The sequence below is a fragment of the Nocardia sp. CA-107356 genome, assembly GCF_050946365.1.
GTDB lineage: Bacteria > Actinomycetota > Actinomycetes > Mycobacteriales > Mycobacteriaceae > Nocardia.
Window position 1 is genome coordinate 9,300,603 of sequence record NZ_CP191992.1, and the last position, 13,495, is coordinate 9,314,097.

The 13,495-nt window shown below is 65.6% G+C and carries 11 protein-coding genes; 5 read left to right on the forward strand and 6 right to left on the reverse strand.

Annotation, left to right across the window (positions count from 1 at the left end; translation table 11 throughout):
* Positions 1 to 134: 134 nt before the first annotated feature.
* Both ACQP1G_RS41925 and ACQP1G_RS41930 read right to left on the reverse strand, forming a co-directional pair.
* Positions 135 to 1,070, reverse strand: coding sequence for a methionyl-tRNA formyltransferase (locus tag ACQP1G_RS41925; RefSeq protein ID WP_433195626.1), 936 nt, complete (start codon positions 1,068 to 1,070; stop codon positions 135 to 137).
* A gap of 39 nt (positions 1,071 to 1,109) precedes the next feature.
* The gene (locus ACQP1G_RS41930) at positions 1,110 to 2,504 is read right to left on the reverse strand and encodes a lysine 6-monooxygenase (protein WP_433195628.1); all 1,395 of its coding nucleotides are present in this window, start codon (positions 2,502 to 2,504) and stop codon (positions 1,110 to 1,112) included.
* Between the two features lie 144 nt (positions 2,505 to 2,648).
* On the opposite strand from ACQP1G_RS41930, the gene ACQP1G_RS41935 reads away from it, so the two are divergent.
* The 3 genes from ACQP1G_RS41935 to ACQP1G_RS41945 all read left to right on the forward strand — a co-directional run bounded on the left by ACQP1G_RS41935 (position 2,649) and on the right by ACQP1G_RS41945 (position 5,807).
* Entirely contained in the window at positions 2,649 to 3,140 is a 492-nt protein-coding gene (locus ACQP1G_RS41935; RefSeq protein WP_433195630.1) for a hypothetical protein, read from the forward strand.
* A gap of 200 nt (positions 3,141 to 3,340) precedes the next feature.
* Positions 3,341 to 4,042 carry a siderophore-interacting protein gene (locus ACQP1G_RS41940; protein WP_433195632.1) on the forward strand — a complete coding sequence of 234 codons (702 nt, stop codon included), beginning with the start codon at positions 3,341 to 3,343 and terminating at the stop codon, positions 4,040 to 4,042.
* 322 nt (positions 4,043 to 4,364) lie between these two features.
* Positions 4,365 to 5,807, forward strand: a complete 1,443-nt coding sequence (locus ACQP1G_RS41945) for an alpha/beta hydrolase family protein (RefSeq protein WP_433195634.1) — start codon at positions 4,365 to 4,367, stop codon at positions 5,805 to 5,807.
* Positions 5,808 to 5,882: 75 nt separating this feature from the next.
* Here ACQP1G_RS41945 and ACQP1G_RS41950 read toward each other — a convergent pair whose 3' ends face one another.
* From ACQP1G_RS41950 to ACQP1G_RS41960, 3 genes are all read right to left on the reverse strand, one after another.
* Positions 5,883 to 7,619, reverse strand: coding sequence for an ABC transporter ATP-binding protein (locus ACQP1G_RS41950; protein ID WP_433195636.1), 1,737 nt, complete (start codon positions 7,617 to 7,619; stop codon positions 5,883 to 5,885).
* The gene (locus ACQP1G_RS41955; RefSeq protein ID WP_433195638.1) at positions 7,616 to 9,472 is read right to left on the reverse strand and encodes an ABC transporter ATP-binding protein; all 1,857 of its coding nucleotides are present in this window, start codon (positions 9,470 to 9,472) and stop codon (positions 7,616 to 7,618) included. Before ACQP1G_RS41955 ends, ACQP1G_RS41950 begins: the two co-directional genes overlap by 4 nt.
* Positions 9,473 to 9,564: 92 nt before the next feature.
* Positions 9,565 to 10,572 (reverse strand): sulfotransferase family protein, encoded by a 1,008-nt coding sequence (locus ACQP1G_RS41960; RefSeq protein WP_433195640.1) that lies wholly within the window; start codon positions 10,570 to 10,572, stop codon positions 9,565 to 9,567.
* A gap of 252 nt (positions 10,573 to 10,824) precedes the next feature.
* Between ACQP1G_RS41960 and ACQP1G_RS41965 the strand changes: the two genes are divergently transcribed.
* Together ACQP1G_RS41965 and ACQP1G_RS41970 are read left to right on the forward strand one after the other, a co-directional pair.
* Entirely contained in the window at positions 10,825 to 11,877 is a 1,053-nt protein-coding gene (locus tag ACQP1G_RS41965) for a saccharopine dehydrogenase (protein WP_433195642.1), read from the forward strand.
* Positions 11,874 to 12,437, forward strand: coding sequence for a TetR/AcrR family transcriptional regulator (locus ACQP1G_RS41970; RefSeq protein ID WP_433195644.1), 564 nt, complete (start codon positions 11,874 to 11,876; stop codon positions 12,435 to 12,437). The genes ACQP1G_RS41965 and ACQP1G_RS41970 overlap by 4 nt, the downstream gene beginning before the upstream one ends.
* Here the strand turns inward: ACQP1G_RS41970 and ACQP1G_RS41975 are convergent.
* Complete coding sequence (locus tag ACQP1G_RS41975) at positions 12,427 to 13,029, reverse strand: maleylpyruvate isomerase N-terminal domain-containing protein (RefSeq protein ID WP_433195646.1); 603 nt, start codon at positions 13,027 to 13,029, stop codon at positions 12,427 to 12,429. The genes ACQP1G_RS41970 and ACQP1G_RS41975 overlap by 11 nt on opposite strands.
* Positions 13,030 to 13,495: the final 466 nt, after the last annotated feature.

A 13,495-nucleotide genomic window follows, 5' to 3' on the forward strand; every position in this document is an offset into this window, starting at 1 on the left:
GGGCGGCGTCATAGGTCGACGGCGTACAACACCCCCCGGTTCGCTGCACTGATCTGGTTTTGAACGGTCGCCCGATATTAGCGTAGGCTACCCTAACAAGTCCACTGATTCGGTGGACACCCCCCGCCCCGACCTCACTGATCGGTGAGATATCCACCGCGCGCGAAGAATTCGGCCGCTGCCTGCTCGATGCCGTCCGCGGTGCGGATCCGCGTCATCACGAGCCCGCGATTGCGCCCCCGATGTGCGTCCTGGCCGCAGACCACCGCGCCGCCGCCCTCCTGCGCGATCACCCGGCCCGGCGTGCCGCCGTAACGCGCCTCGGAGATCACGGCCTCGAGCACCTCGATCCGCTCGCCGCGGTAATAGGTGAACGCACGCGGGTACGGATCGGACAACGCGCGCACGAAACGCTCGAGATCCAGAGCGGACCAGGTCCAGTCGATTCGACTGTCCCGCTCCGAGCGCTTGTGGAAGTAGGTCCGCTCGGATTTGCGTTGCGGTTTCCATTGCGCGGTACCGGATTCGAGGGCGTGCAGCGCCTCCTGCAGTGCGCCGGGAATGAGATCGATACCGCGCAGTACCAATGCGGTGCCGGTATCGGTGGGGCCGATGGGAAGTGAGCGCTGCACCAGGATGTCGCCGGTGTCCAGTCCCTCGTCCATGCGGTGCACGGTCAGGCCGGTCTCGGACTCGCCGCTGATCAGCGCCCACAGCACCGGAGAGAATCCGGTGAACTCGGGCAGCAGCGAATCGTGCAGATTCAAGGTGCCGTGTGTGGGCATGGTGTAGAGCTCGGCCGGCATCCAGGTGTACCAGCTGTTCACCACGATGACGTCCGGCTCGGCCCGCTTCACCAGGTCGACGGTTCCGGCGTCGGCCCGTTCGGTCAGATGTACGGGAATGTCGTGTTCGCGGGCGAGTTCCTCGACCGAATCCGACCAGATCCCCTTGTAGGAGTCCGCGCTGGCCGGATGCGTGACCGCGAGCACGACCTCGTGCTCGGAATCGATCAGGGCCTGCAGGGTTCTGCGGCCCCAGGTCTGGAAGCCGAAGGAGACGATGCGCATGAAAACCTCACATAGCTGAAGTAGGGAATATCGGGCTGATCAGCCCAGTCGTGGGGCCGAACCCCGCCGCGCACCGACGACCTGACGCACCGGAGCCGTACGCAACACCCGATCCGAAAGTTCGCCGAGGCAGCTGAGATTCGGAAACCCGGGCCCTTGCGCGACGGCAGCCATATTCGGCAGATAGAGCTTCGTGTCCAGACCGGAGACCGCCAGGTCGTAGCCGATCGCGGCCTCGAGCCTGGCCTGGGTCAGCGGTCCGCCGACCGCGAGTTCGAGCAGGTCGGCAGCGTTCGAATCGAAGAGTTCCAGGAACCACAGTGGCTGCCCGCCGGTGGCGTCGACCACCAGATCGAAGGTCTGCACCTGATCCGGTCGGCGGTCGTTGCGCAGTGTCACCGCGACGCCATCACCCTGCTCGGCGATCCGCACGACCCGGCCCTGCAGGTGATGCACGCGATTGTCGCCGATCACGCTCTCCTGCACGCGCACCGAGAAGACACCACGGTCGGTGCGCCGGATGACATCGCGGCGTTCGTCCATGCTCAGCGCGTTCCACTTGGTCGGATCGCTGAAAAGCGCGTTCTCGAAATAGCTTTCGCCGCGGGTGTAGATCGTGGCCTTGGGCGTGATGACCGAGATGGTCAGCATGTCGTGGCGGACGAGCTCGTCCAGGGCCGAGCCCGCGGTCTCGCCGCCGCCGATCACCGCGACCCGCGAGGACACCGGCAGTGCGCGTTTGCCCGCCAGATCCCAGAATTCGGCGATGCTGAGCACCCGGGGATGTTCGGCCAGTGCCCGGCGGCTGTGGCCGGGACCGGTGATCATCAGTGCGTCCGTATCGATTTCGGTGGTCACCGCGGTGTTGTTTCGAGCGACCTGCAAGCAGTCGCCAGCGGTGTTGTCTCGCGCGACCTGCAAGCAGTCGCCAGCGGCGTTGTTTCGCGCGACCTGCGAGCAGTCGCCAGCGGCGGCGTCGGTCACCGAAACCAGCCAGCCGTCGGCGGCAGCGGCGACCGAATCCACTGTCCCGAGCACCAATTCGAGATCGATCGCGCGAGCCACCCACTGCAGATATTTGGCCCACACATGGTGGTGTGGGCTCGGCCGGCCGCGGTCGATCCACTCGGCGTAGGTGCCGTGCTCGACCAGGAACGAGGTCCAGCTGTAGGCCATCATTGCCTCGTCGATGGCACGGTTGTGCCCGCGCGCCCAGGTCGAGTGGTACGGAAAACCGATGTCCTTCTCCGGACTGGTGCCCAGCCGGTGCCGCCCGTCGGTCCAGCCGCCGCTGGGCAGCCAATTGCCGCCGACCGCATGCGCCTCGACGACGATCACGCGCGGGGCCGCGAGCCCCAACTTCCGCAGGACGTGCGCTTTTGCCGCCACCGCAAGGGCTTTCGGCCCGGCTCCGACCACCAACAGTGTGTCCACGGTTCTCCTGCGTTCGATCTGGGCAGCGGTAACCAGGGTCACCTAACTTCCGCTAACAGCTTTGCATAGGCTTACCTTATATTGCACTGCAGTGCCAGTCCCTGGAACGGGCGCACTACCGCATACGAACGATTGGATATATCGATGCTCAGCACCAGAAACAGGCCGGTGACGCGCGTCGCCACCGCGGCGTTCGCACTCGCCGCGGCCGCCGTGATCGGCGCTTTCGGCACCGTCACCACGGCGGCTCCGGCCAACGCCGCACCCATCGGCGCGCCGATGCGGACCGCCGCCCCCGGCGTGGGTGAGCTCGCGGCCAAGCTGCGGCTGGTGTTCAACATCGGAGCCGCGCGCTCCGCTCGTGCGGCCGAGCTCGAAGCGGGCGAGGCCGGTCTCGGCCTGGTCGATCAGATCGGCACCGTCATGGCCGCCGCCCCGTCCAGTTTCCACTGGGATGTACTCGGCCCGGTCAATGTCTCCGGCGATCTGCTCACCGCCCAGCTGACCACGTCCATCGACGGCTGGGACCCCTGGTACTTCGACATCTCCTGGAAGCAGATCGACGGCACCTGGAAGCTGACCCGCGAGGCCGAATGCACCCTCGCGGGCGTCGCGATGCTGCCCTGCAACGTGTAATCACCGACACCACAGGCGAGTCGGCCCCGAGGCAAGCGAATGTCTCGGGGCCACACGGCTATTGCGGCAATTGATGTCCCGCCGCCGGATCTCCCCATGACCGCGGCGCGACGGCATATCCGTCCGTCCGCCGCCCGATCCGGACGCGACAGCGGACATACCCCACGACATCGAAGTGTGTTTAGGCTAACCTTAGTCGCATGGGTAGAGGCTTCGAAGGGTTGATGCTGAAAGCGTGGCGCGCCGAGGATTACCGGCTCACGGTGACCTCGACCGAGTACATCAGCGAGAAGTACATGCGGCTCGGATTCGCGGCGGGCGGACTGCTCGCCGATCATCCGCTGCACCCGACACAGTGGGTGCGGCTGTGGATTCCGAACGGTGAGCGCGAGCACCAGCGCGGATACACGCTGGTCGACCCGGATCCGGCCGGGGACGAGTTCTCGATCGAATTCGCGGTACACCACGGTCCCGCCTCGATGTGGGCGCAGAACGCGGCCGTCGGTGACCAGATCGATGTCTCGGTGCTCGGCTCGGATTTCCACCTACCCGATCCGCTGCCCAGCGAATTCGTCATCTTCGGCGACACCGCCTCACTGCCCGCGATCAACTCGCTGCTCGACGCGATCGGCGATAGTCCGGCCCGGGTCTGGCTGGAATGGCAATACGAATCCGATACCGGACTGCCGGTGCGCAATAAGCCACACCATCAGGTGAATTGGGTGCAGCGGATCGACGACGGTCGGCTGCTGCGCGAGCAGGCGCACGAAATGGACTGCCCGAAGGACACTTACGCCTGGGTCGCCTGCGACGGCCACACCACGCGTTCGATCGTCAGGTCGCTCAAGACCACCCACGGCCTGCCGAAGACCTCGATCAAATCCCGCGCGTACTGGAAATAGCCCCCACCAACCCACGGGTGTGGGTCGCCGAGGCGAGTCACATGGTCGTTCCGATCCGTCGCGGTGCCACCTATCAACTCGCCTCGGCAAACATCCGCTGGGCGTGTCCGCGGCCTATCGGACGATGCAGCGGCATCGAATGGGCCGCGTCGACTACTTGACGCGCAGTCTGGACGCTGACCTTTCGATGAGGCCGGATCATCCTCGGGGATGAGTGTGATCGCTACTTTCTGTCGACGTGTTCGCAGGGCACCGTGCGCAATGCTGAGCTCGAATTCGAATTGCTGCCGGTCCGGGCCGGTGGCGCGGAAGCGAGTGGGCAATGTCGATCATTGATGGAGTTGTGTCTGCCGCCGCCATCCTTTTCGCGATGGCGGCGGCGGTATTTCCCAGGCGGGTCGCGTGTGCGCTGCCGGTTGCGCTGCCGCTGTTGGTGATCGGCTGCCTGGTCCAGTGGGTGCTGGAGAACTTCTATTGGCAGATGGTGCCGAGCTATGTGGCCATCGTGGCCGCGACAGTGCTGGTCGTCAGCCGATCGCGCCGGACCGCGCCGATTCGGCCGGCGCCCGCGACCATGGATCTGCCAGCAGCCGATGGGACGACAATGCGGCGAATCCTCGCGCTCGTCGCACCCGTGGCCGTCGGTCTACTCGCCGTGCTCGCCATCGTGGCGTGGAGCATTCCCCCCGTCCCCACCCTGCCCGAGCCGTCCGGCCGATACCGCGTGGGCTCGCAGATCTTCCGCTGGATCGACCAGCAAAGACCCGAGACGGCAACGGATTCCACCACCGATCGTCGCAATGTCAGTGTGCAGGCGTGGTATCCGACGGAGTTCGCGTCGGGGCGGCAGTGGGTCTACCTCGCCGGACTCGGCCGACTGCCGAGCCGGGTAACCCGGATTCCCAGCTTCGTCATGAGCAACTATGACAGCATCGACACCCACGCGTACGCGGATGTGCCGATCAGCGCGGAACGCGCGCGCTGGCCGGTTGTGCTGTTCTCACCCGGATATGGTGCTCCGCGCGCGTTCTACACCGGACTCGTCACCGATCTGGCGAGCCGTGGCTTCGTCGTACTCGCCATAGACCATCCCTATGAGGTGGCTGTTACCGAACTCGCGGACGGCACCATCGCGACGCCGATCGAAGACTTCCCCGAGGACGATGCCGACGGCGAGCGGTACATGACCGAACAACTCGAAGTCCGCAGGGGTGATCTACGTTTCGTGGTCGACCAACTGGACCGACCCGAGGCGATCGGCACATTGGCCGGGCGCTTGGATACCGATCACATTGCGGCGATCGGACATTCGTTCGGTGGCGCGAGCGCGGTCGCCGCGGCGGCCGATGATCCCCGGATCAAGGCGGCGGTGAATATCGATGGCACCCTGTACGGCGATCTGCCGGGGCGCGCATTGCAACAGCCGTTCCTGCTGTTGGAGAGCGATCACTCCGAGACCGGCCATTCCGCACGCTATCTGGACCGCAACCGCGACCTCATCCAGCACTTGCGGGCGGGCGGATTCCGCTACGAGATCGCCGAGGCCAACCACTTCGGCTTCACCGACGTTCCGTTATTCCTCGCCGCACCCGCACGATTCGCCGTCGCTCAGTTCATCGGCGGTGAGCGTGGACCGGTGGATACGCAGCGCGCGGCCAACGACATACTCGCGGCATTCCTGCAGGGGCCGCTCGGTGGACCGGCCGGGAACGTTCCGGCCGCTGCGGAACGGCACGCCGATATCCACGGTGGGGCGGTCTCCTAGACCGCGCGGTAAACCTCGTATGCCGGAATCACGGAGGCGGTCCAGCAATAACATCGAGCCTCAGGGCCTGTGCCTTCAGGCAGGAGCCGCTGCCAACCGCCACCCAGTGGCGCGGGAGCGCTCGTTCCAGAAGCCCGCGTATCGTCGGTCCAACGCCAGAAGTTCAGCGTGCGTACCGCGTTCGACGATCCGTCCGCCATCCAGGAACAGGATCTGATCGGCGTGCGCGATGGTCGCCAACCGATGCGCGACAACGATGACCGTCTTATCCCTGGTGAGTTCGTGAATCCCACGCACGACGACTGCCTCGCTGTGCGGATCCAGCGCACTCGTCGCCTCGTCGAGCAGCACGATCGGCGCCTCCCTCAGCAGGGCGCGGGCAATCGAAACCCGTTGCCGCTCACCGCCGGACAGCGTCGCACCCCCCTCTCCGACCGCGGTGTCGTAACCGTCGGGCAGCCGCTCGACGATCTCGTCCACCCTGGCCGCTTCGGCCGCGCGGTGCAGTTCGGCGTCGGTGGCATCGGGCCGGCCGATCCGAATGTTGTCCGCCACCGACTGATCGAACAGGTAGATGTTCTGGAAGACGAGCGAGAGCTGGTTCAGCAATGTCTGCGATGGCTGCTCGCGCACATCGTGCTCACCGACCACGACCCGACCGGCTTCGACATCGTGGAACCGTGCCGCGAGCCGCAGCACCGTCGTCTTGCCCGCACCGCTCGGCCCGACGATCGCGGTGGTGGTGCCCGCGGGCACGGTGAAGCTCAACTCGGACAGCACCGGCTCGCCCGGCCGGTAGCCGAAGCAGACGTTATCGAAGACGACGGACGGCGCACCCGGGGCAACCGGCGACTTCGCCTCCGGCAGTACGGGTTCGGCGAGCAGCCCGGTGACCCGGTCGGCCGCCGCTGCGGCCGACCGGAGCGCATTGCTGAGCTGCGCAGCCTGATTCAGCGGTTCGATGAACCGCGCGCTCACCGCGATGAGCGCGATCGCGGCCGCCGCCGAGATGGCGCCGTCGGTAACCCGGCCCACCGCAATGTAGACGAGCACCAAGAAGACCGCCTGCACGAACAACGCGAAGACGATCAGCCCCGGCACTGTCGCGAACATCAGCCGAGTGATCGCCGATCGCTGCCGCACCAGGGCGGTATCGAGAGCCCGGTTGCCCGGCCCGACCGCACCGAAGGCGCGCAGCACCGGCTGTGCCTGCGCGAATTCGACCACCCGCGCATCGGCTTCGGCCGCTGCCGCGTGCATCCGCGCATCGGAACGGGTGTACGCGCGCTCGGCCAGGCCGTTGACCAGATACAACACCGGCGCCGCGAGCAGCATGGCGAGCGAGATCCGCCAGTCGATGAACAGCATCCCGAGCGCGACACCGAGCGGAACCACGATACTGGTGAGCACCTTGGTCAGCAGATACGCGACCAAACCCTGGATCTCGCGCACATTCTCGACCACGATCCGCGAGAGCGGCCCTGCGCCGTGCGTCTCGAACCAGCCGAGCGGCAACGCATTCAGATGATCGCCGAGCCTGGTCTGCAGCCCGCGCTGCATACCGACGCCGATGCGCAGACCGAGTACGGCCTGCAGATATCCGAAGACGACCACCGCCGCGACCGCGACCACCATCCACAGCGCCCAGAACCAGGCCCGGCCGAGATTATTGTCGAACACTGCCTCGAGCACCGGCACCAACAGCAGATAGGCCACGGCCTGGCTCACTGCCTGGGCGATGATGGCCGCCAATAACTTCGGTGTGAGGTGGGCGAACTCGGCCGGGATCAGCCCGAGCACCTTGCGAATCATCGTGCCCCCTCGACATTGTCGATGAGTGCGAGCGCACCGAGCGCCGCCTCGTTGATTTCCCACAGTCGCTGGTAGGTACCGCCCGCGTCGCGCAGACTCGCATGATCACCCTGCTCGACCAGGGACCCGTTCTCCAGCACCAGAATCCGATCTACGCCGGTGATCGTGTGCAGCCGATGCGCGATCACGAGCACGGTCCGTCCCGCGACCAGCACTGCCAGCGCATCCTGTACGGCCGCCTCGGACTCCGGATCCGCGAAGGCGGTCGCCTCGTCCAGGACCAGCACCGGAGTATCGGCGAGCAGCGCGCGGGCGATCGAGAGTCGTTGCGCCTCACCGCCCGACAGCGTCGCATCGACACCGATCTCGGAGTCGTAGCCGCGCGGCAGCGCCAGGATGCGGTCGTGGATCTGGGCCGCCCGCGCCGCCCGCTCCAGTGCGGCATCATCGGCGTCGGACCGGGCCAACCGCAGGTTCTCTCGAACCGTGCCGCGGATCAAACGCACATCCTGGAAGACGAATCCGACAGTGCGATACAGCTCATCGGTCGAGAAGTCGCGAATATCGCGTCCCGCGATGGTGATTCGGCCGGCTCCGACGTCGTAGAAGCGGGGCAGCAGCGCAGCCAGCGTCGACTTGCCCGAGCCGCTCGGACCGACCAGCGCGGTAATGGTTCCCGGCGTCAACTCGAGGTCGATCTCATGCAGCACCTCGTGGTCCGCGCGGTATCCGAAGCCGACGCCCTCGAATCGCACCGCGCCCGCGGCGGTCAGATCGGGCACCGATGTTGCCGACTTCGCGTCGAGCGCTGTCAATTCGGGCGTCTGCTGCAGTTCGTGCAGACGTTGCGCCGCCGCCCCCGCGGCCCGCAACGCCTGCGTTCCGTATCCGAGACCGAGCAGTGCACTGCCCAGGCCGAGCCCAACGAGTAGGAACGGCAGCATATCCAGCGGCGCGACCCAGTCCAGCCCCACCGCGGCAAGCCCGGCGAGCACGATGACCAGCATCACGAAGACCGGGGTGACCACGATGTCGGAGGCCGACTGGATGCGAATGATCGGCGTCTTCATCCGATCCAGGCTCTTGGCCTGGCCGTCGACCGCCGCCTGAAATACGGTGTGCGCCTTACCCGCCTGACCGAATGCCCGGACCACCTGGATGCCGTCGACGAATTCTATGGTGGCGTCCTGGGTCCGGCGCTCCCAGCGGTTGTAGACCGCCAGCCGATCCCGGCCATCCTGATCCATCATCCGACTGAACAACACCGCGTAGGCGATCAGTGGAATCAGCAGCGCGAGGGTGAGTCGCCAATCGACGGTCACGAGGTAGCCGAGGGTGACCAGCGGCACGGTGAGCGCGCCGACGAATTCCAGACGCGCATGCGCGACCAGATAGTGCAGCGCCTCGACATCGTCCTGCAGGTACTTCTTCACCTCACCCGAGGATCGCTCGCCGAACCAGCCGAGCGGAACCCTGGTCAGTTTGGCGGCCAGCAGCCGACGCAGCGTCAGCTGATATCCGGCATCCACCAGATGCGACCAGGTCAGCGCCGCGGCCTGCAATAGGCCGCGCGCGATGAGCACGAGCACCGCGATCAGCAGCAGCCGCCACACCCGATCGGTGTCGACCCGGTCGGCGAGCAGTTCCCGGCAGGCCTCGACGATCAGTACGAACGGTACGACACTACCCACCGCGGCGATGGCCACGATGATGCTCGCGAACGTCAGTATCCGCCGCACGGGCGCGAGAATTTCCTTGCGCGCCAAGGCTTCCTGCTGCTTGCGCGCCTTCAGCTCCGCTTTCGGCGGGCGATTCCCCGCCTCCACCGCCGGTAGCGCCAGGTCGACCGTCATCTGCCTCAACCCTCTCGCCCCTTCGCGGGACCTCTCGCCGGAATCGGCACCATCTTCACATAAGAAGCACCGAGAAGGTAGGTTAGGCTAAGTTATCTAGGAGCGCACAGGCCCTGGCGGTCGTTCCAGCCCAGGTCGCGATCGATCAGTTCGAACAGCTGCTCGTTCCAGGGGCGATAGAACTCGCGCAGCCGGGCCACCGATACATGATCGGGTTCCGGGAATTCGAGGGGATTGCGGTTCAGCACGTGATGGCGGACCGGCTCGACGGCGGGCAGTCCGAGGAATTCGTGGATGCCGCGCACGGTCTTGGAGATATCGGCGAAGAAGTCCTCGGCGGTGACGACGTAGACGTTGTCCTTGCCGAACGCTTCGAGCCAGCGCGCCACCGCATTGGCGTAGACACCGGTGCCGAGCACCGGCATCGAGGGCAGTGTGGTCGGCGGCGGCGGGGCCGGAAACATGGCCAGCGCGTAGTCGATGTAGTCGGCGTAGGTCTTGCCGTACGACATGGCGCGCAGACCGTCCTTGGTACTGAGGAACAGATCCCATTTGTAGTGCGAATAGGCGCGATCCACCGGATCACGCAACATCATGACGATCTTGGCGTCGGGACGGGCCGCACTGTAGTTGTCGATCAACGGAAGATCGTGCAGCAGTGGGTCGAAATAGCCCGCCAGCGCCCGGCCGGTACATCGCATCACCTCGGCCTTCTCGTGTTCGGTCGGGAAGTACGGCCCCCAGAACTGTGGGTAGCCGTGGCCGATCTCCTTGGTGATCGGCGCCAGGATGCTCGGATGCTGCATGAGATAGCTGGCCAGGTCGGTTGTTCCGCTCTTCAGCGCGCCGACACAGGCGAAATCCGGCGAAACTCGCGGCCCGCCGAACCGCCGCAACCACAGCCGAACCGGTGGCACTCTGCCGAAATAATGTGGGAGCGTCAGATAGCGCATTCCCAGCTGCACGGTACGCAGTGGATGTCCGAGGTAACTTTCCCGGTTGTAGCGGTGCAGTTGCCATTCTTCGAATACTTCGAACCCCTTCGTGTACTTGTCCGAGACGTACTCTTGCGTACTCGACGGCGTCACCCCTGCTGACATCGGAACTTCCCCTCGCACTATTTGATCTTTGCCGCGCGGGACGCGGCGGACTTCGATCGATCCCGCTGCCCTTCGGAATCAATTGCGGATCACCGTAGCGCCGAATTCATCTCGGCGACACCGGAATCCACCCGGACCGTCCTACCGAACCGATCCGAAGAAGACGATGCAGCCGATATAGACAACTTCACAAGACCCGTCAATCGGGGGCGGCACTCGACAAACTAGGTCATACGACCTAGATTTGCTGATATGTCCGACCATCTGCAGTTCCACGACAGCGCACCGGTTCTCATCGTCGGCGGTTACGGCACCGTCGGCGCCGAACTGGCCCGCCTCGCGGCCGGGCGCTGGCCCCTACTGCTCACCGGCCGAAATCCGGTACGGGGCAACACTATTGCCGAGGAACTCGGCGCGAAGGTCGCGCGGTGGGACCTCACCGAGGCCACCGACTTCCGCGCCGAGGCGCGCGCGGTGGTGAGTACGGTCAACGATCCCGACGACCGGGTGCTGCGGGCCGCCGTGCGCGCGGGCATTCCCTACGTCGACATCACCCGTTGGACAACCCGCCTAACTCGGGCCGCTGTCGTCGCTGCGACGCTGCACCCCACCGCACCCGTTCTACTGTCGTCGAGTTGGATGGGCGGCGTCACCGGACTGGTGACCGCGGCGCTCGCCGAACAGATAGGCGGGGCAACCGAAGTCGATATCGCAATTCGCTACGCACTCGCCGATCGAGCAGGCGTTGATTCGGTGGAATTCATGGACCGACTCGGCGTCGAATTCGAGGTAATCCAGGGCGGTGTCCGACATATGACAATGCCACTGCGAGATTCGCGACAGGTGCGTATCGGCGGTGAAAAGACCAGGGTCGCCCGCATCGATACCCCGGAGCAATTCACCTTTCCACTCACCCTCGGGGTAGCGACGGCGGTCACCAGAATCGGATTCGATTCCGCCGCTGCGTCGACCGCATTACTCACCGCGGCCAGACTCGGATTCTTCCGCAGAGCACGTGGTGATCGCTGGCGTCCGCTGCGGCGATCGATGCTGTATTCACCGGGCGACGGTGCGACCGCCGCACTGCGCGTCGACGTGACCGGTCCGGGCGGTACCCGTTCCGCGACGGTACGCGATCGCGCCGGTCAGGCACATCTCACCGCCGTCGGCGCGCTGATCGGCCTGCGCCGGGCACTCGACGGAGACGCACCCGCCGGTATCTCCTTCCCGGAATCCACCGCCCGACCACAGGATTCGCTCACCGAGCTGGCGCAGGCTGGCGTCGACATCGAGGTGACGTGGTGACCCGCCGCTATACCACCGGCGCGGCCCGCCAGGACGCACTCCTGGATGCCGCGGAAGGACTGCTCGGCACTGTCGGCTATGCACACACCTCCATGCGCGCCGTCGCCGCCGCGGCCGATATGCGCATCGGCCATCTGCAGCACTACTTTCCGAGCCGGACCGAGCTGATCCAAGCGGTGCTGCGGCGGGTGATCGACCGGTCACAGGCCCGGCTGCGCGATGTCACCGACCCGGAATCCGCTGTCGCGTACCTGCTCTCGGAGCATGACGACGAATCCGCGGTGCGCCTGTTCATCGAGATCTGGGCGATCGCGGCCGCCGAACCCACCGTCCGGCCCGCGGTGACCGAGTTCTACGCCGAATACGTCCGTCAGGTAATGGAATTCATCCATGCGCGACAGCCTCGATGCGATGCGGCCACCGCCCGAGCGCGGGCCGAAACCTTCGTCGCGCTCATGGAGGGCGCGGCACTGATGCGCTCGGGTGTCGCCGCCAACCGCTCCGAAGCCACCGATCGCGTAGTCCGGGATACCGCGCTCGCCCTGCTGACTACCGCATGACCGGCAGCACAGCGACTTTCGACCGTCCGGTAGCGGCCTCGATGAACTCGACCGGTTCGGGTACCGCGGCGAGCACCTCCCTGGTGAGCCGCAACGCGGGTTCGGGAACCGGCGAACCACCCACCGCCGCAATGAGATCGAGTAAATGCACCGTGACATCGACGATAGCGACTTCGGCGAACGCCCGATAGGTCACGCGCCCGAGTATCGGATGCGCCAGCACATCGCTCGGCCGCACCGCATCCAAGTCGGCAAGCTCTTTCGTATCGAACCGGCGCAACAGCTCGTCGATGTCGATCGTCTCGGCGGCCTTGCGCGCCGCCGCCTCGATATCATCGGCCGCCGTCCGCGCGATCCCGCCCGGACTGTTGAAGATCCGCAGGATTTCCGCGCCGCTGGTCACCGTATGCCCCTGCGGTACCGGAGCCGCGCGCATCGCCTTCAGTACCGCCGCATCAGGTGCCACGTGGGCGAACAGGGCGCGCACAGACCAGCCGGGCAATCGGGTCGGCGTCGCCCATTGCGCCGCGGTGAACTCGGCGCCACGCTCCGCCCATGACTGCCAAAGCTCTTCCAATAGTTCGGTATTCATTCGATCCCCTATTCATCGCGCAGATAAGTCGGATGTCGAAAACCTCACGGACACTTGGGAACGCATGCGATGCGGACGCTGGCCACCGCCCTCTCATGGTATCGGGACCGCACTGGGCTTTTGCTCGAACGATTGCCTCGGACGTGCGGATTTCGTGCGTTCGACGTGCTGAGGAAGGTTGTGTGAACGGCGGGTCATACCCGTACCTTTCGCGCCCGAACGTCGCTAGCTTCTCCACCGACACAGACTGCGACTGCGTTTGGAGTTGTGAAAATGTTTGTCACGACAATTATTTCGAATATCGGCGATTGCCAGCGTGATCCGGGCGACTTGTCCAAGGAGCAAGCGCACCGCGCGATGCAGGTGCACCTGTATTGCAGTGTCGACAGCTGCCGGGTCCGCCGCCGCGCCAGACAGACGCTGGTCGAGTCCCGTCGGATGGTCTTGGACGAACGCGCAGAGCCGT

What these genes read in the sequence shown, in the direction of transcription:
- ACQP1G_RS41925 (WP_433195626.1), bottom strand. Translation starts at nt 1,070, where the DNA reads ATGCGCATCGTCTCCTTCGGCTTCCAGACCTGGGGCCGCAGAACCCTG.
- ACQP1G_RS41935 (WP_433195630.1), top strand. Translation starts at nt 2,649, where the DNA reads ATGCTCAGCACCAGAAACAGGCCGGTGACGCGCGTCGCCACCGCGGCG.
- ACQP1G_RS41940 (WP_433195632.1), top strand. Translation starts at nt 3,341, where the DNA reads ATGGGTAGAGGCTTCGAAGGGTTGATGCTGAAAGCGTGGCGCGCCGAG.
- ACQP1G_RS41945 (WP_433195634.1), top strand. Translation starts at nt 4,365, where the DNA reads ATGTCGATCATTGATGGAGTTGTGTCTGCCGCCGCCATCCTTTTCGCG.
- ACQP1G_RS41950 (WP_433195636.1), bottom strand. Translation starts at nt 7,619, where the DNA reads ATGATTCGCAAGGTGCTCGGGCTGATCCCGGCCGAGTTCGCCCACCTC.
- ACQP1G_RS41955 (WP_433195638.1), bottom strand. Translation starts at nt 9,472, where the DNA reads ATGACGGTCGACCTGGCGCTACCGGCGGTGGAGGCGGGGAATCGCCCG.
- ACQP1G_RS41960 (WP_433195640.1), bottom strand. Translation starts at nt 10,572, where the DNA reads ATGTCAGCAGGGGTGACGCCGTCGAGTACGCAAGAGTACGTCTCGGAC.
- ACQP1G_RS41965 (WP_433195642.1), top strand. Translation starts at nt 10,825, where the DNA reads ATGTCCGACCATCTGCAGTTCCACGACAGCGCACCGGTTCTCATCGTC.
- ACQP1G_RS41975 (WP_433195646.1), bottom strand. Translation starts at nt 13,029, where the DNA reads ATGAATACCGAACTATTGGAAGAGCTTTGGCAGTCATGGGCGGAGCGT.